Consider the following 20,444-nt stretch of genomic DNA (forward strand, 5'->3'; position numbering starts at 1 on the left):
CGCTCGTGGCGGTCCCGGGGCTCGTTGGTCCGGCTGAGGCTGCCCCACCTCGGTGCGGCAACCCGGGGACACCCTCGGTGGTCGCGCTGCACAGCGGCCACTTCTATGTCGACACCAACGCACAGCTGCTGTCGGGGTACGCGGGTTACCGCGTTGGGTCGTTGACGATGCGTAAGGGGCTGTGGCTTGACGTCAGCGGTTTCACCGGTGGGGTTGTTGCGCCTGCCGCGGGTCAGCCCGCTGCGGTTCCGCTGCCTGACCTAACAGAAGCCGGGGTGGTGCGGTACCTGATGCTGAGTGCGTCGACCACGACCACGGTCCCGCAGTCCCACACGGTCACCGTCTACACCGGCCCGCCTGGTGTGGGCGTTGTGGTCTGCAAGCGCACCTTCACCTACGCCGATGTCGTGGACACGATCAAGCTGGTGGCCAACAAGGTCGACAACGTCACCTCGACGGCGTCCGGGCAGGCCCAGCTAGGCGATGTGGTGACGTTGACCGTCAATGGCCACACCGGCACTCTGGGCGCCGGGCCGCCCAACAACCCTGGCGTGTTGTCTTACACCCCTAGCGCGCTGTCGACATTTCCCGCTGCCGCGTGGCGGTTGGAGCGCACGGAGCTCGTGGTCTCCCCTGACGGCGTGGGTCCGGCGGTGACCTACGTGGACGGTTTGGCGCTCACCGGTGCGACTGGCCCGAACCGGCCCTTCACCGCGCGATACACCTACCGAGCGATCGGCACGACCTCGGTATCGACGCCAGTGCGGCCGATCCAGTACATCGCGAACGGCACCCAGGTGAAGCACACGAACGTGGGGGCTTCATCGGCCGGTTCGCTCCCGGCGGTGTCGGCGACAGCCCCGGTGACGGTCGTGGCGAAGGTGACCTCACCAGCGGACGGTGTTCTGCCCGATACCGGTGGCACCGCGGACTATTCGGTCCGCCTGGTCAACTCCAGCGCAACCGCTCGGACGGTCGACACGGTGTCGGACGTTCTTCCGGCAGGCGCTCTCTACTCCTCCGGCACCCTCGCACTCGACGGGCGGCCGATACTCGACCCCACGGTGAACAGCGGCGTGTTGACCGTCGTCGGGCCCATTACGGTGCCTGCGGCCGGGTCGACGGAACTCACGTACTCGGCGCAGTTCGGCGCTACACCCGGGCCGCACATCAACTCGGCAACGGCCCGGTTCGGGCAGGCGACCCTCGACACGACTGCCGACGTAACGGATTCCGCGCCCGCGAGCACCACAGTCACCGTGCTCGGTCCGCTCAACCTGGTAGACGACGCAGCACCGACGGGCACCTCTATAGGCGTCTCGGTGCTGAGCAATGACTCCACGCCGTCCGGCCTGCCGCTGAAGGTCACTTCACTCAGCGCACCTACCAGGGGCAACACGATTCTCGGCGCGGACGGCTCGGTCACCTACATGCCGTCATCCGGTACTTCAGGCACGGACAGCTTCACCTACACGGCCACCGACGGCTACACGTCTGACAGCGCAACAGTAGTGCTCACGGTGACGCCTGTGTTGGTCCAAGACGTGTACAGCACAGGAGAGAACACCACGCTCGTCGCAAGCTCGGTGCTACCCAACGATGCTTGCGGCGGCTGCACAGCCAGCACCACCCTCACGAGCCCACCCGCGACCGGATCAGCCTCTATGGCAGCCGACGGCACCTTCACCTACACCCCCGCGAGCAACACAACGGGTCCAGTCACCTTTACCTACAGCGCGACGGACAACGCAGGTAGCAGCAGCGACGGGCTCGTCACCATCTACGTCGGCGACCTGGCACCGGACTTCGCAACGACCTCTTACGGTGATCCGGTCGTAGTGCCAGTGAAAAACAACGACGCTGGCTGTGCGGGTGGCTGCGAGCCGCAGGCCGACACAGACGGCAGCCGGGGGACTGTGGCGTACACCGGCAGCAGCCCGGTGACCGTCACCTACACACCCACGGCAGGCCTATGGGGGCTCGACAGCTTCACCTACGGAACTACGACAGGCAGCACTTCCACTCCGGTCACGGTCATGGTCGAGCCGCCCACAACCGTTCTCCAAACCACCTACGGCGTAACGGCCACAGCGCAACTCCCGGCCGATGGAGCTTGCAGCGGGTGCGTGTACTCGATGGATTCTCCCGCCACTCACGGCGCGGTCACGGTAGACGCAGCGACCGGTACATCGACCTACACACCGGAAGCGGGCTTCGTAGGCGTCGATGCCTACACCTACGTGGCCGAGGATCCCGTTAGTGGCCTCCGAGTTCTTGGACTCGTCGACACCACCGTTGGGCCATTGGCCGTCGACGACGCGGTGGATGTCCTCCTGGGCGGCACCGCCAATGGAGATGTGTCCACCAACGACTCCTGCCCGTCGACGTGCACCCTGACCAAACTGACCGACCCCGCCTCCGGCACCGTGCTCTTCAACAACGACGGCACTTACGCCTACACGCCTGGGTCGGCCATTGGCCAGTTCACCTTCACCTACCGCGCCACCAGCTCGGTTTCCGGGGCCACAAGCGACGACGCAACAGTGACGGTGACTGTGCGAGGGGCGGTCGATGACACCGACAACACAGTCCCGAACACGCCTATAGACATCGCGGTGCGCGGGAACGACCCTTGTGCAGCCTGCACGCTGTCTGTCGGCAACCCAAGCGCCGGGACCACCGCGATCGTCGGCCAGCTCGTCCGGTACACACCGGCACCAGGCTTCTCAGGGCCAGCGACCTTCCCCTACACACTCACCTTGGGAGCAGCGACCACCACAGCGACCGTGACGGTCAACGTCACCCCGCTCGCCGTCGCCGACACTGCTATCGCGGTCGTCGGTAAGACCGTCGACTTGCAGCCATTGGCCAACGACCTCTGCGCCAACTGCGCCATCACCTCGCTGGGCACACCCACCTCGGGTTCACTGCAGCAGGACGGCGGCGTAGTCAGGTTCACCCCCGCCAGCGCCGGTACAGCAACGTTCACCTACGACGCGGTCGACGGAACGGGCAACCCCTTCACCGGCACCGCCACGGTGACCGTCGTGGACGCGCCGGTCCTGGCTTCAGACACGATCACCGTCGCATCCGGTCAACTCGGCTCGGTCTCGGTCCTGGCCAACGACTCCTGCGCGGGCTGCGCGGCGACCGTGGCGATCGACCCGCTGAACGGCTCGATCACGATGGGCGTGTCGGGCCAGATCGGGTACACAACCGCGCCGGGGTTCAGCGGGCTCGATTCCTTCACCTACACCGCCACGGACCCGGGTACCGGGGCGCACGCGAACGAGACGGTCGCGGTGACCGTGTCCCCGGTCGCCCGCGACGACACGGCGGCCACACCGGTCGAGGTGCCGATCAGCGTCGACGTGCTGGCCAACGACGCCTGCAAGGCCTGCACGCTCGCCGTGGGCACGACCACCGGTGACGTGGTCGCGAACGTCGTCTCCGGGCAGGTGGAGGTCACGCCGAACACGCAGTGGACCGGCACAGCGACCGTCGAGTACACCGCGACCGACCCCGCGACGGCGCTCACCACCACAGCGACGCTGACGCTCGAGGTCAGCAACGCCCTGCCGGACGCGATCACCGTCGCGGCGGGCGCGGGCGTCACCGGGCTGGACGTCCTCGCCAACGACCTGTGCCCGACCTGCGCCATCACCACCGTCACCACGGCCACCCACGGCACCGCGGTCAACGAGGGCAGCACCGTCGGCTGGACCCCGCCCGCCACCTTCGCCGGGCTGGCCGCCTTCGGCTACACGGCCGACGACGGGTCGCAGACGGTGTCCTCGACCGTGCGGATCCTGGTGACCCCGGCGCCGCTGCCGGTCAGCACCACCGCCGACCAGGACGTCGCCGTCCAACCCCCGGCCACCGGTTCGTGCCCCGGCTGCGAGCTGCGCATCCGCACGTCCGCGGACGAGGGCGACATCGACTACGACGGCAGCGGGTTCCGGTACACGCCGCCGCCCGGTTACACCGGCCCGGACAGCTTCACCTACCGGCTCACCGACCCCGTGTCGCAGTTGTGGGTGGAGGCCAACGTGGTGATCACGGTCGCGGCGGCACCGGCGAACCCCGCGTTGAGCATCGCGGCGACCCCACCGACCCCGGGCAGCCAACCGCACACCGGCGATGTCCTGCCATGGGCCTGGACAGTCACGAACACCGGCGACGTCCCCCTCACAGCGGTCACCCCAACCGGTGCCAGCTGCCCGGCAACGACACTCGCAGTGGGTGCGAACACGGTCTGCACGACCAGTCACACCCTCACCCAAGGCGAGATCGACGCCGGTCAACTGATCAAGCGCATCGACGTCACCGCGAGCAGCTCAGGAGGCGCGGCCTCAGGGTTCGACGAGACCACCGTGACGCTCGCACGAGTACCCGGCCTGACCGTCGACGCCGCGGCCGTACTCGGCACCGGCGTCATCACGGTGACCTACACCGTCGCGAACACCGGCAACACCACGCTGTCCGCGCTCGGGGTGACGCTCACCGACAGCTCCGTCCTGAGCTGCACGGCCACCTCGGTCCTCCCAGGCGGACAGGTGCCCTGCACCGGCACGCACACCGTCACCCCGACCGACGTCCAGGCGGGGTCGTGGTCCAGCAACGGAACGGGGACCGCCACCGCGCCCGGCACGGCACTCCCCCTGACCGCCACCGACTCCACGACCACCCCGTTGTCGTCACCGCCGGACACGACCGTCAGCGGCCGGGTGTGGTTCGACCGCAACCTCGACGGCCAGTTCCAGGCCGGGGAGTGGCCGCTACCCGGCGTCCAAGTGGCCCTCGACGGCGGCTCGACCCGGTCGACCGTTTCCGCCACTTCGGGACCCGACGGCCAGTACACGTTCGACGACGTCGAGGCCGGCTCGTACACGATCGCCGCGGTGTTCCCCGACGGCGGTTTCACCTACACCTCGGACTTCGACGGCGCCGCGGACTGGTCCGCCATCGTGATAGCCAACGGCACCCCGGTCACGGCGGTCGACTTCGCGGGCACGGGCCAGGGCACCATCACGGGGACCGCCTTCACCCGCGCGACCCGGGCACCCGTACGCGAGGCGCCAGTCGTCTGCGTGTGGTCAGGCCTCGACCACACCCTCCACACCCCCGACGACGTCACCATGTCGTCCACCGGGGACGCGGCAGGCGCGTTCACGCTCGACCAACTCCCCTTCGGCACCTTCTCGTGCGATGCCCTCGACCCTGTGAGCGGGGTGCGCTCCGCGGCGGTGCTGGTCACCGTGCAGTCGACAGCGCCGGTGGGCATCGAACTGCTGGTGGGCGGGGAACCGGTTCAGGTCGCCCCGGCCCCCACTGTGCCGACGCCGGTGGAAGAACCGCTCGCCGACACCGGGCCGTGGTCACCCCAGATGGTGCGGCTCGGCCTCGCACTCGTGGTCGTGGGCTCGTTCGCGGTCGCTCGCGGGAGGTCAGACAGCCGATAGCGCCGTGGTGCGCGATATGTCAGAGCGGTCGCGCGAACGCCATGTCGACAGCGTCGAGGTAGGGCGCGCGGTGGCTCGGTCGCGACAGGTCCGCCGCGTCGGTGGCCAGGCGGGAGGTCAGGCAGTCGATAGGGCGGTGCTGGCGCGGTAGGTCATGGCGGTCGCGCCGTTGTCGAGGGCCATGTCGACGGCGTCGAGGTAGGCGGCACGGTGAGCAAGCGCAGCGCGCCCATGCGCCGGGTGGTGCGGCTGGGTCTCGCGCTCGTGAGTCGTGGAGTCGCTGGCGATCTCTCGCGGGAGGCGGCGCGCTGGGCCAGCCACGACAGGTCAGCCGCGTCGATGGCTAGGCAGAGCGTGCCCGAGGTGGTGCCGGCTCGCCCTGCGCTCGTGGGAGGTCAGGCAGTCGATAGGGCGGTGCTGGCGCGGTAGGTCAAGGCGGTCGCGCCGTTGTCGAGGGCCATGTCGACGGCGTCGAGGTAGGCGGCGTGGTGGGCTGGTCGCGCGAGGTCAGCTGCGTCGATGGCTAGGCGGAGGGTGCCGGAGCGCCGGGTGGTGCGGCTCGCGGCGAGGACCAGGGCGAAGCACCGCCAGGTCTCGGCCCGCTCGTGGCTGCTGAGGGTCTGCACCCGCGACCGCGACGCGGTTCCTGTTCGTAGGTCGTGGATGGCCGCTAGGTCGGCGCACAGGGTGAAGTCCTTGCGCCGCAGGGCGACGAGCGTGCCGCGGGATGCCTGCCACCGGGGCGGGGCGAAGCCGGTGGTGTGCAGGCCGGCCCGCTCCATGGCGGACATGGCCGCGGTCAGCCGCAGGCCCGCCTCGTGCGCGGGCAGCGCGGCGAACTCCGGTCTGCGCATCGACACGGTCCGCCCGCGGGGTTCCCGGGAGTGGTCGAAGCCGTGCAGCAGGATGTCGTCGCCCGCGGCGCGGCGGGTTCGGGCCCAGTCCACGGCCGCACCGGCGAGTCGGGGGGCTACCAACAGGGACAGCGGCACACCGCGCCTGCCCAGGTGCTCGGCGAGATCGGCGCAGTGGTGCAGGGTCCGGGTGTCGATCCCGGACAGCGAGACCAGCAGTCGAGCCGTCACCCCACCAGCACAGCGCCACCGGATGACTACCAGGTGTCGCCGGTGGTCCCTCAGCCGATCCAGTCGGCGAACTTCCGGCCGGTGACCTGCTCGTATGCCTGCACGTACCGGTCGCGGGTGGCCTCGACGATCTCGGTCGGCAGGGGTGGCGGCGGGGTGTTCGAGGCCCGGTCCCAGCCCGACTCCGGCGACGTGAGCCAGTCGCGGACGAACTGCTTGTCGTAAGAGGGCTGCGGCTTGCCGGGCGCGTATGTCTCCAGCGGCCAGTACCGCGAAGAGTCCGGCGTGAGGACCTCGTCGCCTAGGACGACCTGGCCGTCCAAGAGGCCGAACTCGAACTTGGTGTCGGCGAGGATGACCCCCCGCTCAGCGGCGTAAGAGGCAGCGCGCTCGTACACCGCGAGAGTCAGGTCCCGCACTACCTCGCTGTGCTCGACCCCGATGACCTCGGCCATCTCTTCGAAGGTGACGTTCTCGTCGTGCTCGCCGATCGGCGCCTTGGTGGCCGGGGTGTAGATCGGCCGGGGCAGCTTGGAGCCCTCGACCAGGCCCGGGGGCAGCTCGATCCCGCAGACCGAGCCGCTGCGGTCGTAGTCCTTGGTGCCCGATCCGGCCAGGTAACCGCGGGCGACGGCCTCCACGGCCAGCATCTCCAGCCTGCGCACCACCAGCGCCCGGCCGCGCACCTCGGCCGGGATCCGCTCGTCGTCCCAGGCCACCAGGTGGTTGGGCACGATGTCGCCGACCAGGTCGAACCAGAACACGCTCATCGCGGTGAGGATGCGGCCCTTGTCCGGGATGGGGGACTCGAGGACGAAGTCGTACGCCGAGATCCGGTCCGAGGCGACCAGCAGCAGGTGGTCGTCGTCGATGGCGTGCAGCTCGCGGACCTTGCCTGCCGCGATCTTCGGGTAATCCTCAAGGGTGGCCACGTTTGTGCAGCCTAAGGCCCGTGTCCGACACTGCTGGGGTGGGGTACGACTGGGTCAGCTTCACCACCGACTACGGCCGGGCGGACGGCTTCGCCGCGGTCTGCGAGGGCGTCGTCGCCCGCACCGCGCCGCACGCGCGTGTCCTGCACATCAGCCACGAAATCCCCCGCCAGGACGTCCGCTCCGGCGCGGCGCTGCTGGCCGGATCGGTGCCGTACCTGCCGCGCGCGGTGCACCTTGCCGTCGTCGACCCCGGGGTGGGGACCAGCAGGCGGCCGATCGCGATCGTGTCACCCGAAGGGGTACTCATCGGGCCGGACAACGGCCTGCTCCCCCCGGCCGCCGAGGTGCTGGGCGGGGCCATCGCGGCCTACGAGATCACCGAGTTCCACCTGGAACCCGTGTCGGCCACCTTCCACGGCCGGGACGTCTTCGCCCCCGCCGCCGCTCAGGTCGCCACCGGGGTCACCCCCAACGAGCTCGGACCGGCCGTCGACCTGGAAACCCTGGTGCGCCTGCCGGAACCCGTCACGCACACCGAGCCGGGCCGGGTCACCACCGAGGTCCTGGGGTCCGACACCTTCGGCAACGTGCGACTGGCCGCCAAAGACCTGGTCGCCGACCCGGGCACGGTGGTCCATGCCCAGGTCGGCGACCGGTCGTTGGAAGCGGTCGTCGGGCGCACGTTCGCCGACGCCCGCTGGGGCGACGCCGTCGTGCTGCTCGACTCGGCTGGCCAGGTCGCGATCGCGGTCAACGGGGGTTCCGCCGCCGAGATCCTGTTGCCGCGACCCGGTGACCGGGCGGTGCTGTTGCTGGCAGCCGCTCCAGCACCGCCCGCCTCGGCCTAGAAGGAGACCTTCCAGGAGTTGATGTAGCCGGTGTCGTAGTTGGCGGTGTCGCGGACCGAGAGCTTCCAGCCGCCGTTGGCGACCTCGCTGGAGAGGTCCACGGTGAACTGGGTGCTCAGGTTCGCCGAACCGTCACCCGGGTTGGCCCGGCGCAGGCTGTAGCTGGTGCCGTCCGGCGCGATCAGGCTGATCTCCAGGTCGCCGACGTAGGTGTGCACGATGTTGACGTCGATCTTGGTCGCGGCAGGCGCGTTGCCGGTGCGGCCGTCGATGGTGACCGTCGAGGTGGCGGCGGCACCGTTGTCGGCGATCTGCACGTCGTCGGTGTTCTCCCACGGGCCGTTGGGCTGCGGGGGAGTCCCGCCCTGCACCGCGGCGAGCGCGTCGACGCGGCCCTCGCCGTAGAAGGTGTTCTTGGCGGTGGTGCCCTTGCAGCGGCTGTCGCTGCCGCAGGACAGGTCGTCGGCCTGCTCGGCGATCTTGGCCTTGATCTGGTCGACCGTCGCGCTGGGGGTGACGCTCTTGATCAGCGCGGCGACACCGGCCACGTGCGGGGTGGCCATCGAGGTACCCGACATCTGGCCGTAGTTGCCGCCGGGCATGGTCGAGTACACGTTGTCGCCGGGGGCGGCCACGTTGACCTTGTTGGCGAAGTTGGAGAACGAGGACTTGGCGTTGCTGCTGGTGATCGAGCCGACGGTCAGCGAGGACTCGAGCTCACCCGGGACGATCTTGCAGGACGCGGTGACCGGGCGGCTCGACGGCGTGGAGTCGTCCGGGCTCAGCGTGTCGGTCGACTTGTTGTCCAGGTCGGTGTTCTCGTTGCCCGCGGCCACGACGTTGAGCACGCCCTTGCCGGTGGCGTAGTCGGCCGCGCGCTTGACGGCCTCCATGATCGCGGCCTGGTCGACGTTGTTGGGGCAGTTGGCCCACCACGGGTCGGTCCAGTAGCTGTTGTTGGTCACCGCGAAGCCGTTGTCACCCGCGTACATGAAGCCGCAGACCACGTTCTCCGGGAAGAACAGCTGGGTGCTCGGCTCGGCCACGCGGATCGAGGCGATCTTCACGCTGGGCGCGACGCCGACCATGCCCTTGCCGTTCTTGGCCGCGGCGATGGTGCCAGCGACGTGCGTGCCGTGGTCGCCGACCGGGCGCCACGCACCGGTGCGGGCGTCGACCTTGCCGTAGGCGCAGGACACCGACTTCGAGGCCTCGAAGTTCGCCTTGAGGTCGTAGTGCTGGTCGTCGACGCCGGTGTCGATGACGCCAACGAGCACGTTGGAGCTGCCGGTGGTCACCTCCCACGCCTTGTCGGCGCCGATCTGGGTCATGTCGACCCGGCTGGTCTCGTTGGCCGTCGGCGTGGTCTGCGACGGCGAGGTGGGGATCGCCGGGTTGGACGAGGCGGCGGGCACGTCGGAGGTGCGGGAGGCACCGACCTGCTGCACACCGGACACCGAGCGCATCTTCGAGGCGAAGTCGGCGGCCGTCGAGTGCGCCACGATGACGCCGATCGCGTCGTAGGAGGCGTAGACGGTGCCGCCGTTGCTGCTCACCGCGGACTTGGCGCCGCTGGTGTTGTTCGGGGCGGTGATCACCAAGTACGAGCGCAGACCGGCCGCGGCGGCCACGGACTTGCCGGTACCCGGCTTGCCGGGGCCCGCGGCGGCGACACCCGCCATGGGGGTGAGCGCGGCGACGCTGAGCGCGGCGACGAGCGCCGTCCGCTTCAGCCCGGCGCGGGAACGCAGGAACACGATGTCCTCCGGGGGTGTTTCAGGGGGCAGGGATCCCTTTCCGCGCCATGATGACCAAAAACACCCAGCAGCAGAATCCTTGGCGAAAAGTGGGTTCAAATGGCCCAGAGAAATCGTAAAAGACTGAAGGCCGTCCCGGGATAAACAGGACGGCCTTCAGGGTATTACCAGGTAGTTCCTTTTGCCTAGAAGGTCAGCTTCCAGGAATTCAGGTAACCGACGTCGGAGCGGTAGAGGTCCTGCACCTTGAGGTTCCAGGTGCCGTTCGCGACCTCCGTCGAGGCGTTCACCGTGTAGGTGGCCACGATGTTGTCGGCCGAGTCGTTGGTGGAGGCGCCCTTCAAGCGGTAGGTGGAACCGTCCGGGGCGACCAGGTCGACCACGACGTCACCCCGGTAGGTGTGCACCACGTTCACGTCCACCTTGAGCGTGGCGGGGGCGTTGCCGGGGATGCCGGTGACCGTGATCGGGCTGCTGACCGCGGCGCCCGCGTCCGGGATCTGCACGTCGGTCGGGTTCTCGAAGGTGGTGCCGGGGGTGGTGCCGCCGACGGCGTCCTTGGCGTCGACCCGGCCCTCGCCGTAGAAGTTGTTCTTGGCGGTGGTGCCGGCGCAGCGGCTGTCGGAGCAGGCGAGGTCGTCGGCCTCGGCGGCGAGCCTGGCGCGGACCTGGGCCGGGGTCAGCGACGGGTTGACGCTGAGCATGAGCGCGGCGACGCCCGCGACGTGCGGGGTGGCCATCGAGGTGCCGGAGGAGTTGCCGTAGGTGCCGCCGGGCAGCGTGGAGTACACGTTGTCGCCCGGGGCGGTCACGGCGATCTTGTCGGTGCCGAAGTTGGAGAACGACGACTTGACGTTGGAGGAGTTGATCGACGACACGGTGACCATGCCGGGCAGCTCGTTCGGCACGGCGAGGCAGGCGGTGGTGACCGGCCTGCTCGCGGGCGTCGAGTCGTTGGGGCTGGAGGTGTCGGTGGTCTTGTTCGCCAGGTTGATGTTCTCGTTGCCCGCGGCGACGACGTTGAGCACGCCCTTGCCCTCGGCGTAGGCGGTCGCCCGCTTCACGCCCTCCAGGATCGCGGCCTGGTCGACGTTGTTGGGGCAGTTGAACAGCCACGGGTCGGTGTAGTAGCTGTTGTTGGTGATCTTGAAGCCCTGGTCGCCGGAGAACACGAAGGCGCAAATGGTGTTCTCGGCGAAGAACAGGCCGCTCGGGGTCTCCGCGATGCGGACCGAAGCGATCTTCACGCTCGGCGCGACACCGACCATTCCCTTGCCGTTCTTGGCCGCGGCGATGGTGCCCGCCACGTGGGTGCCGTGCGTGCCTTCAGGCCGCCACGAGCCGACTCGGGTGTCGAGCTTGCCGTAGGCGCACGAAGCCGACTTCGAGGCGTCGAAGTTCGCCTTGAGGTCGTAGTGCTGGTCGTCGACACCGGTGTCCAGGACGCCGACGGTGACCGACGGCGAGCCGGTGGTGATCGCCCACGCCTGGTCGGCCTTGATCTGGGTCATGTCGACCCGGCTCGTCTCGGCGGCGGTCGGCGTGGTCTGGGTGGGCGACGCGGGGATCGGCGGGTTGCTGACCTGGGCGGGCAGGTCGCTGGTCCTGGTCGCGCCGACCTGCTGGACGCCGCTGACCGCGCGCATCTTGGTGGCGAAGTCGGTGGCCGTGGAGTGCGCGACGACGACGCCGATCACGTCGTAGGAGGCGTAGACGGTACCGCCGTTGGTGGCGACGGCCGACTTGGCGCCCGCGGTGTTGTTCGGCGCGGTGATCACGAGGTACGAGCGCAGACCGGCCTGAGCGGTCGCTGGCGTGGCGGGGGCGGCGGTGGCCGGGGCGGTCAACCCGACCACGGCACAGGCCCCGACCGCGGCGGTGATGACCGCCCGGCGGAGCTGGGAACGCAGGAACACGGCTGTCCTCCAGGGTGAAGGCCCCGGCCGCTGTGACCGGGGTGCAGGGTGAGCCCTTCACCCACACAGGAGGAGATTGTCATGCGAACGGGACGTTCTACCGCAAAAAATACACGGATGAGCGCTAATTGACCTCGATCGTGGTACCGACCGGCGGGACCTCGAACCGGGCACCCTCGGGCCCCAGCGAGCGGAAGCGGTAGTGCGCGATGTCGATGCCCTTCTGGCTGGCGGTCTGCTCGTGGATCGGCAGGGCGACCTTCGGGTTGACGGCGCGGTAGAAGTCGACCGCCTCGCCGAGCCGGAGCCAGGGGGCGTCGAGGGGCAGGCCGAGGATGGCGATGTCCTGCTCGGGGACGTGCAGGGAGTCGCCGGGGTGGTAGAAGGCGCCGTCGTCGACCACGTAACCGAGGTTGGGCGGGACCTCTATGTCGGCGTGGATAAGAGCGTGCACACCACCGACTGCGGTGACCTTGGCGCCAGCGAGCTCGATGACGTCGCCGACGTTGGCTACGCGCGCGGGGAGGCCGAGCTTCTCGACCTCCGCGGTGGTGCCGGGGTCGATGACGAGTTCCGCGTGCTGGTTCGCAGCCATGAGAGAGGGCAGCCGCACGGGGTCGATGTGGTCGAGGTGCTGGTGGGTGATGAGGACGCCGTCGAGGTCGCGCAGGTCCTCGAAGTCGAGCGACCAGACGCCCGGGTCGATGAGCAGGCGGGCGGAACCGGTCTCCAGCAGCACGCACGCGTGCCCGAGGTGTGTCACCTTCACGTCGGCAGGGTATCGCCAGGACGCCCTACCGGCGGGTAGCTTCGCGGTCATGACGTTCGAGTCGCGCAACCCGGCCACCGACGAGGTCGTCGGCACGTACCCGGTGCATTCAGCCACCGAAGTGGCCTCGGCGGTCGCCGGTGCCCGAGCGGCCGCGGCGTGGTGGGCCGGGCTGGGGTTCGCCGGTCGAGCGGAGCGATTGAACCGGTGGAAAGTGGCGTTGACCAGACGATCGGCCGAGTTGGCCGAGGTCGTGCGCGCCGAGACGGGCAAGCCGCGCGCGGACGCGATGCTGGAGATCGTCCTGGCCATCGACCACACGGCGTGGGCGGCACGCAACGCGCCACGGGTGCTCGGCCGCAAGCGCCGGTCACCGGGGCTGCTGATGGCGAACCAGGCAGCCACCGTCGAGTACCACCCGCTGGGCGTGGTCGGCGTGATCGGGCCGTGGAACTACCCGGTGTTCACGCCGATGGGGTCGATCGCGTACGCCCTGGCCGCGGGGAACGCGGTGGTGTTCAAGCCGAGCGAGTACACGCCGGGGGTGGGGCGGTGGCTGGTGGACTCGTTCGCCTCGGTCGTGCCGGAACAGCCGGTGCTCCAGTTGCTGACCGGGTTCGGGGAGACCGGGGCCGCGCTGTGCCGGTCCGGAGTGGACAAGATCGCGTTCACCGGGTCGCCCGGCACCGGCAAGAAGATCATGGCGACCTGCGCGGAAACGCTGACCCCGGTGCTGATCGAGGCGGGCGGGAAGGACGCGCTGCTGGTCGACGCGGACGCCGACATCGCTGCTGCTGCGGACGCCGCAGTGTGGGGCGGAATCTCCAACGCCGGGCAGACGTGCGTAGGCATCGAGCGGGTCTATGTGCACACGCAGGTCTATGACGAGTTCGTAGCTGCTGTGGTGACGAAAGCTCGTAGTGTCGAGGTGGGATCACAGATCGGGCCGATCACCATGCCCGCGCAGGTGGACATCATCCGCGGCCACATCGCCGACGCCCTGTCCCGAGGGGGCCGAGCGCTGGTAGGCGGCGAAGGGTCGGGCCGGTTCGTAGAGCCAACTGTCCTAGTGGACGTACCCGACGATTCCACCGCGATACGCGAAGAGACGTTCGGACCGACTCTTACGGTCACTCGAGTCGAGTCGATGGACGAGGCCATCGCTAAGGCCAACGACACCCGCTATGGCCTCGGTGGCGCTGTCTTCTCTCGTGCCAACGGAACCGCGCTAGCCCGCCGCCTGCGCTCCGGCATGGTGTCGATCAACTCGGTCATCAGCTTCGCGGGCATCCCCTCCCTGCCCTTCGGCGGCGTAGGCGACTCGGGCTTCGGCCGGATCCACGGGCCAGAGGGTCTTCGTGAGTTCGCCCGCCCTCAAGCCGTGACCCGGCAGCGCTTCCGCGCGCCCCTGGTACTCACGACCTTCGCGCGGTCCAAGAAGGTCGATGACCGTGTCGCCAAGCTGATCAGCCTCCTACACGGACGCCGGTAACCAAATCGGCTCACAGTCCGTGATCATCCCAGTGGTAACGCGACGCCCGCACAGCCGATGCACAGGGGCGTATGTCGTACAGCCGCTGGGAGCACACCATGAACGTCCCTCCGAGAACCCAGGTGGCGGCCCGCCACTGGGGATTGCTCGCCGGAGCACTCTTACTGACTCTTACCGCCTGTGGCTCCCCGGCCGCTGCGCCGCCAACGGTCTCTAGTGCCGCTGAAAGCACTACGACCACCAGGAGCACCACTACTACGACGACAACCACTACGACCACTCCTGTGCCGACTACGACGACCACCGTGGTCCCGGTACCCGCACCGCCGCCCGTCGCTGCGCCGACTACCGCCGCCAAGAAGCCTGCGGTGACAACGACTACGAAGCCTCCGGCTCCTAAGCCCGCGGCCCCGAAGCCCACGACGACGGTGGCCAAGCCCGCGTCCAACTGCAACCCGAACTACTCGCCGTGCGTGCCTAACGCGAGCGATGTCGACTGCGCGGGCGGCTCGGGTAACGGTCCCGCTTACGTTAAGGGCCCCATCCGCGTCATCGGCTCCGACCCGTACGGGCTCGACAACGACGGTGACGGTATCGCCTGCGAGAAGTAGGGCCTCTTAGAGCCCGAACGCCCTCTCCACCAACCCATCGACGGCGGTGGGGTCACCTCTACCCTCCACCAGCTCCCGCACGGCCTGCACAAGCTCTTGCGCTGCGGCCGTTTCCGGGTACGGCAGGGGGAAGCGCTCCACGTACTGGGTGATCCACCGCCGCCGCCCCGAATAGAGCCGGTTCCCGCACACCTCGTCGTAGAACCGGAGACCCAACGCGGAGTTGGCCACCCCCAGCATGAGGTAGGCCAACCGCTCGTCCTCTATGTCCGCCAACGAGATCCAGTAGCAGTCACCGTTCACAACAGCACCCGAGCGGTCCAACGCGAACCGGCCCCGCTCACTGATGTCCGGGAACACGACCTTAGGCGTCGCCCACAACGCGGGCCGCTGCGGAACCCAGATCTCCCACCACTCCCGGCCAGCGTCTGTGACGTACTTGCGCCTCTTAAGCCGCTCGGCGTGCGACGCCAGGTACGCCGCTGCTCCGGGGTACGCGCCTAGGTCCACGGGCGTCCGCTTGTCCCTCTTAAGGTCATAGGGGTAGAGCACGCTCGTCTGCGGCTCAGCGATGTGCCATGCAGTGACGTTCTCGTGCGTCAATAGAGGCTGCAGCAGCTCCGGCTCAACCCCAGCCCACTCTGACCGGATGAACACCGCGTCGGCAGTCGTCTTGATCCCCACCCGGATCTTCCCGGCCTGCCCGAACGTCTTCCACGTGGCCGCCTCGACGCGCTCGAGCCACCCCCGCCCCCGCAACCGCCACGGCTCAGCCGAATCCGCGCGGTCGGCCAACTCCCCGACCCGCACCGCCACCGGCTTGCCGCCGTGCTCGACCACGCTGTCCTCATCACCCCGCACCGCCTCGAACAGCGTCGCCCCACTGGTGCACGCGGCCCCCTCGTCCCGGTACGCCGCCACGAACCGACACGGCCCACCCCCCGCCGTCGCGATCACCACCGCCGGGAGCACGGCCGCGCTGAACAACCGCGTGTCCCCCAGGTCGTAGATCTCCACCGGCCGCAACGCCCCCACCAGCGCGTCCCGCACATTGGCCCCCGCCTTGGTGCTCAGGAACCGGTTCGAACACACCATCCCCATCACACCCCCCGGCCGCAACAACCGCGGGAAGATCTTCACAAACGGGTGCGTGAGATCAATCCTCCCCGCAAGGTCGAACTCCTTCGCCAACCCCCGAGCCACCTCAGCCCCCAACTGCTGCGTCCGCACATAGGGGGGATTGGTCACGATCACATCAAACTCCCCGTCGGCCATCTCCCGAGCCGCCGAAATGAAGTCCCCCTCCCGCCAGGACCCCACCACCCCCCGCTCAGCGGCCCGCTTCCCAGCAACCCCCAACCCCACCCCATCAACGTCGTACCCGACCAACTCCACCTCAACCCCCACCCCCGCCAAAACCCCAGCGATGGCGAACAACAACTCCCCGTCCCCGCAAGCCGGATCCAGCACCCGCGCCGTGGTCACCCGCCCACCCAGGTGCCGAACCACCCCCTCAGCCAAAAACCCGGCCAACCCCCCAGGCGTGTAGTGCCGCCCGTACCGCTTGACCACCCCAGCCCGGTCCCGCCCCATCAACCACTCCCCACACCCGACTGTCGCCCAGATTGTGCACCGCAGGCACAGCTGTCCCGCAGTGGTGAACGGCACCCTGGTAAGCCGAGCGGGATCTCGACCTCGATCTTCACACTTTAGGATGTCACCCGATCGGTGGGATGACTCGCTGGGAGCGTCGCACCGCCAGGGGGACATATGACGCAGCGCTGCCTAGTGCGCCGAACCGCGGCACTTCTCGACGCGGCGGACCGAAACGGACTGCTCGGCGCCACGCTCGCCGCGGCGTACTCGGAACGCTATGGAAAGCCCCCGACCGCGAACGAGCGCGCTTCCTGGGAAGAGTGCATTCCGACGATCATCGGTCCGCTGCTGCAGGCAGGTCTTGGCGACATCGAGGTCCTGCTCGAACTCAAGCACCCGTTGTCCTCCAGTCGGATGGACATGGTGTTGGTCGGTTCCCGGCCCGGAAAACCGGAACAGCTCGCCGCCGTGGTGGTCGTGAACAAGCGGTGGCCCGAAGCCGAGGCCGTTCCCGATTCGAACATGGTTCGGCTGCCCACACTGCGGCACGTGCCCGACCAGGTGCACCCCAGCAACCAGGTCTGGTCGTACTGCCTCGCACTCACCAGCTACGTCTCGGTACTCGCCGAGGCGGACGTCTACGGCCTGGTCAACCTGCCTTCCGCGCCGACCGCCGACATCAAGGGCATCCTCGCCATGGATGACGAGCTGGACCGGGACGCGGTGAGCCGGGTCCGCGTGTTCCCCCAAGACGACCGAGCAGGTCTGCGGGGTTTCCTCACCGGGGTGCTGGCTACGGCGGAGGCCGCACGCCACGCCGACGAACTCATCCGCTCACCCCGGCGCCCGACCCGGCACCTGATGTCCGCCGTCGCCGAATGCGTGCGCGAACGCGCGGTCTTCCCGCTGCTGGACGAACAGCGCAAGGTGTGCGACGAGGTGCACCGCCTGGTGCGGGCCAGCATGAGCGGGAACCGCAAGAAGGTCATCATCGTCAAGGGCAGCGCGGGGACCGGCAAGAGCGTCATCGCCCTCGAACTCCTCGGCAGCCTGAACAGGCAGGGCGTCTCCGCTGTGCACGCGACGGGCAGCGATGCGTTCACCGGCACGCTGCGCGCCAACCTCGGGACCACGAAGAAGCGGGCGGCACTCGCCTTCACCTACTACTTCCACCACGCCCGCAGCGATCCCAACGACATCGACGTCCTCATCGCCGATGAAGCCCACCGGATCAGGGCGACGAGCAACTCGCGGTGGACCAAACGCACCATGCGGTCCACCGCACCGCAGATCGAGGAGCTCATCAACGTCGCCAGGGTGCCCGTGTTCCTGCTGGACGACAACCAGGTCATCTGCACCGGCGAGGTCGGTTCGATCGAGATGATCTCAGACGCGGCCGCGCGACTCGGCTGCGAGGTCGAGGTGTTCACCCTGGACCACCAGTTCCGCTGCGGCGGCAGCGACGAGTACCTCCGCTGGGTCGACCGGCTGTTCGGGATCACCGCGGGCGGGCCGCTCCCGTGGCGACCGCTGGAGGACTACACCCTCTACCTGGCCCCGGACCCGGCCGCGATGGAGCGGTACCTGCGCGACCGCACGACCGACGAGGAAACCGGCCGCATCACCGCGGGCTACTGCTGGAAGTGGAGCAAGGAGCTCGCGCCGAACGGTCGCCTCCACGACGACGTGACGATCGGGGGCTGGGCGCGCCCGTGGAACGCCAGGCAAGCGGTCGGCACCGACCGGTCCAGCCCGGACTACATCCCCCCGTCCACGCTGTGGGCGACCCACCGCAACGGGTTCGGTCAGGTCGGGTGCATCTACACCGCGCAGGGCTTCGAGTACGACCACTCCGGCGTGATCATCGGGCCGGACCTCATCGCGGGGAGCAACGGGTCCTTCCAGGTCAACCCCAAGGCCAACGTCGATTTCAAACTGCGCGGTGCGCCGGACAAGGGGCGGCTGATCCGCAACACCTACCGGGTCCTGGCTACCAGGGGGATCCAGTCCACGGTGCTCTACTCCACCGACCGGGCCACCAGGGAAATGCTCCACGAACTGGGCATCCCGCCGCTACCCGAGCACCGACTCGTCCACGCCAACACGGCTGTGCCGATCAGCGTGAGCGGCGAAGAAAGGGGCAGACCCCTCGCCGTAGCCCACCACACCCAGACCGTCAAACCGCGTCAACGCCCCGTCTAGGTCCGCGGTCAGGTCGGGGATCTTCGAGTTCCGACGGATCATCCCCTGGCCGTCGACCACGATGTACCCGCGCTCGAACAGCTCGTCGCAGCCCAACGTGCACGCGGGCATCGTGTTCGCCACCTGCAACCGCTCCCGGGAGGTCGCCTCGGCGCGCCGCTTGATGTGCGCCAAGCGCAGGAGCGGTACAGGGAACTCGCGGTGGCAGAGACTGCAGCGCAAGGTCTTGGCCTTCCCGAAGACCACCTTCCGGAGCATCTCCTGCTCGCGCCGAACACGGACAACGGTCTTCCGGTCCAAGTCCTCCATTCCGCTGAGGTCGTCCGGCTCGTCGTCAACGATCTCGTCGAGGCTGAAAACGTCCGGGGGTACCGGCGGGGGACCGAGCACGGGCAATCCACTGCGGAAGACCGCGTTCCGGATGACAGCGACCACCCCGGGATCGAGATCACCAGGCGCGAAGACCGGCAACTCCACGACCTCGCCCAGCGAAATCCGGTAGGGGTAGAGCGCATCGGGCCACAACTGTTCGCTCTCCTCCCGCAGCGGCGCCGTCACCCGTGCGAGGGTGATCCCTTCCAACCAGGCTTTCGTCCAGGCGGGATCGTCGCCCGGGGTTCGCGGCCATCCGGCTGGTTGCTCAGGTGCCCGCAACTCCTGTGCGAAGACGACGCGGCTGTCGGGCGCGGGATCTCGGAGTACGGCCATGGCGGCGTCCACGTCCGGACCGTGTGAGTCCTTCTTCCAGCCCCAGGTCAGGTTGCTCATGCCGATGTCGAAGTTCAGGCGCGCTGCTTTGCCGACGTACACGTAGACGTAGCTGGGCATGGCTCCTGCTTACCAGGTGCAGCTGAACATCGCGCCCAAGCCGCTGGACTCCTTCACACCAGTGCCGGGCCTTTGAACACTTCCCTGATGTGCCAATCCAGGTGGGCGTGTGCCGGAGAGGTTGTGCCTGGGCGGAGTTGGAGTTGGCGGCCGTGCAGGTCGTAGGTGGTTCTGCCTGCGGTGGTTCGGCTGGTGAAGCTGCTGGAGACGGTGATCCGCAGGTCGGTGTCCAGGCCGAGGGCGCCTCGGTCGAAGAGGCGGTGGTGCAGGGAGCAGAGGGCCAGGCCGTTGTCGGGGTCGTCCGGGCCGTCGAAGGTGAACCAGCGGATGTGGGCGGCGTCCAGGCCTACGGTGGCCGCGCCGAGTTGGCCGTCGAAGCCGCAGAAGGCGCATTGGCGGTCCCAGGCGAGCAGGATCGCCGCGGCCCAGGTTGGGCTCCGGCGGCGGGAAGCGGGTGGTGGGGCGGCCGCGAGGATCGTGTCGGGGTCGAGCCCGACCGCCAGCAGGACGTCCGGAGCGACACTGGGTGGGAACTCGGCGTCGACGAGTTGGCGGGCTGCCGCTGCCGCGATGTGGGGGTGGCGGAGGGCGTTCTCCAAGGGCCCGCTGAGTCGGCCCACCACCGAATTGGCCGTCAAGGGGCTGACGCGATCCATAGGCACGTCGTGGTCGAGGGTCCAGATCGCGTCCGACCGCAGGCGGGTGAACGGGTACGCAGCCCGTTGTTGGGGTGCCGCGGTGGAGGGTGGCCCGTAGTCGCGGATCAGGTCGGCCAACCGCTGCCAGTCTGCGGTCCAGGAGACGGCACTGGATCCGGTGGCGATCAGCTGGCCAAGTGCGAACAGCACCAGCAGCGGCTTGTGCGGTGAACGCCTGCCCGCGTGCCGGTGCTGCCGTAACGACGCGAGGAGCCGCACCACGTCCGCTTCGGACATCGTTCCGT

12 protein-coding genes are annotated in these 20,444 nt (G+C 68.8%); 5 read left to right on the top strand and 7 right to left on the bottom strand.

Annotated elements, in window-relative coordinates:
- The first annotated feature begins 77 nt into the window (after positions 1-77).
- Positions 78-5,462, top strand: coding sequence for a beta strand repeat-containing protein (locus tag JOD54_RS04950; RefSeq protein ID WP_204449394.1), 5,385 nt, complete (start codon positions 78-80; stop codon positions 5,460-5,462).
- Positions 5,463-5,857: 395 nt separating this feature from the next.
- On the opposite strand, the gene JOD54_RS04955 is transcribed toward JOD54_RS04950, so the two are convergent.
- Both JOD54_RS04955 and JOD54_RS04960 read right to left on the bottom strand, forming a co-directional pair.
- Positions 5,858-6,547, bottom strand: coding sequence for a DUF2334 domain-containing protein (locus JOD54_RS04955; protein ID WP_204449395.1), 690 nt, complete (start codon positions 6,545-6,547; stop codon positions 5,858-5,860).
- 50 nt (positions 6,548-6,597) lie between these two features.
- A complete protein-coding gene (locus JOD54_RS04960; protein ID WP_204449396.1) occupies positions 6,598-7,479 on the bottom strand; it encodes a phosphoribosylaminoimidazolesuccinocarboxamide synthase in 882 nt (293 codons plus the stop codon).
- A 20-nt stretch (positions 7,480-7,499) separates the two neighbouring features.
- Between JOD54_RS04960 and JOD54_RS04965 the strand changes: the two genes are divergently transcribed.
- Positions 7,500-8,330, top strand: a complete 831-nt coding sequence (locus JOD54_RS04965; RefSeq protein WP_307859843.1) for an SAM hydrolase/SAM-dependent halogenase family protein — start codon at positions 7,500-7,502, stop codon at positions 8,328-8,330.
- Here the strand turns inward: JOD54_RS04965 and JOD54_RS04970 are convergent.
- The 3 genes from JOD54_RS04970 to JOD54_RS04980 form a co-directional block, all read right to left on the bottom strand.
- Positions 8,327-10,087 (bottom strand): S8 family serine peptidase, encoded by a 1,761-nt coding sequence (locus JOD54_RS04970; protein ID WP_307859844.1) that lies wholly within the window; start codon positions 10,085-10,087, stop codon positions 8,327-8,329. The genes JOD54_RS04965 and JOD54_RS04970 overlap by 4 nt on opposite strands.
- 185 nt (positions 10,088-10,272) lie before the next feature.
- The gene (locus tag JOD54_RS04975; RefSeq protein WP_204449397.1) at positions 10,273-12,003 is read right to left on the bottom strand and encodes a S8 family peptidase; all 1,731 of its coding nucleotides are present in this window, start codon (positions 12,001-12,003) and stop codon (positions 10,273-10,275) included.
- Positions 12,004-12,127: 124 nt separating this feature from the next.
- Positions 12,128-12,772 (bottom strand): MBL fold metallo-hydrolase, encoded by a 645-nt coding sequence (locus JOD54_RS04980; RefSeq protein WP_204449398.1) that lies wholly within the window; start codon positions 12,770-12,772, stop codon positions 12,128-12,130.
- A 49-nt stretch (positions 12,773-12,821) separates the two neighbouring features.
- Between JOD54_RS04980 and JOD54_RS04985 the strand changes: the two genes are divergently transcribed.
- Positions 12,822-14,264 carry an aldehyde dehydrogenase family protein gene (locus JOD54_RS04985; RefSeq protein WP_204449399.1) on the top strand — a complete coding sequence of 481 codons (1,443 nt, stop codon included), beginning with the start codon at positions 12,822-12,824 and terminating at the stop codon, positions 14,262-14,264.
- Between the two features lie 368 nt (positions 14,265-14,632).
- Positions 14,633-14,875 (top strand): hypothetical protein, encoded by a 243-nt coding sequence (locus tag JOD54_RS04990; RefSeq protein ID WP_204449400.1) that lies wholly within the window; start codon positions 14,633-14,635, stop codon positions 14,873-14,875.
- A 6-nt stretch (positions 14,876-14,881) separates the two neighbouring features.
- Here JOD54_RS04990 and JOD54_RS04995 read toward each other — a convergent pair whose 3' ends face one another.
- The gene (locus JOD54_RS04995) at positions 14,882-16,468 is read right to left on the bottom strand and encodes an Eco57I restriction-modification methylase domain-containing protein (protein WP_204449401.1); all 1,587 of its coding nucleotides are present in this window, start codon (positions 16,466-16,468) and stop codon (positions 14,882-14,884) included.
- Between the two features lie 177 nt (positions 16,469-16,645).
- Here JOD54_RS04995 and JOD54_RS05000 point away from each other — a divergent pair, with 177 nt between their 5' ends.
- A complete protein-coding gene (locus tag JOD54_RS05000) occupies positions 16,646-18,673 on the top strand; it encodes a DUF2075 domain-containing protein (RefSeq protein ID WP_204449402.1) in 2,028 nt (675 codons plus the stop codon).
- 881 nt (positions 18,674-19,554) lie between these two features.
- On the opposite strand, the gene JOD54_RS05005 is transcribed toward JOD54_RS05000, so the two are convergent.
- The gene (locus JOD54_RS05005) at positions 19,555-20,436 is read right to left on the bottom strand and encodes a phosphorothioated DNA-binding restriction endonuclease (protein ID WP_372440387.1); all 882 of its coding nucleotides are present in this window, start codon (positions 20,434-20,436) and stop codon (positions 19,555-19,557) included.
- Positions 20,437-20,444 lie beyond the last annotated feature (8 nt).

Origin of the sequence: Actinokineospora baliensis, assembly GCF_016907695.1 — a bacterium.
GTDB classification, from domain to species: domain Bacteria; phylum Actinomycetota; class Actinomycetes; order Mycobacteriales; family Pseudonocardiaceae; genus Actinokineospora; species Actinokineospora baliensis.

Coding starts and splice junctions, on each gene's coding strand:
- JOD54_RS04985 (WP_204449399.1), top strand. CDS start 12,822: ATGACGTTCGAGTCGCGCAACCCGGCCACCGACGAGGTCGTCGGCACG.
- JOD54_RS04995 (WP_204449401.1), bottom strand. CDS start 16,468: ATGGGGCGGGACCGGGCTGGGGTGGTCAAGCGGTACGGGCGGCACTAC.
- JOD54_RS05000 (WP_204449402.1), top strand. CDS start 16,646: ATGACGCAGCGCTGCCTAGTGCGCCGAACCGCGGCACTTCTCGACGCG.
- JOD54_RS05005 (WP_372440387.1), bottom strand. CDS start 20,436: ATGTCCGAAGCGGACGTGGTGCGGCTCCTCGCGTCGTTACGGCAGCAC.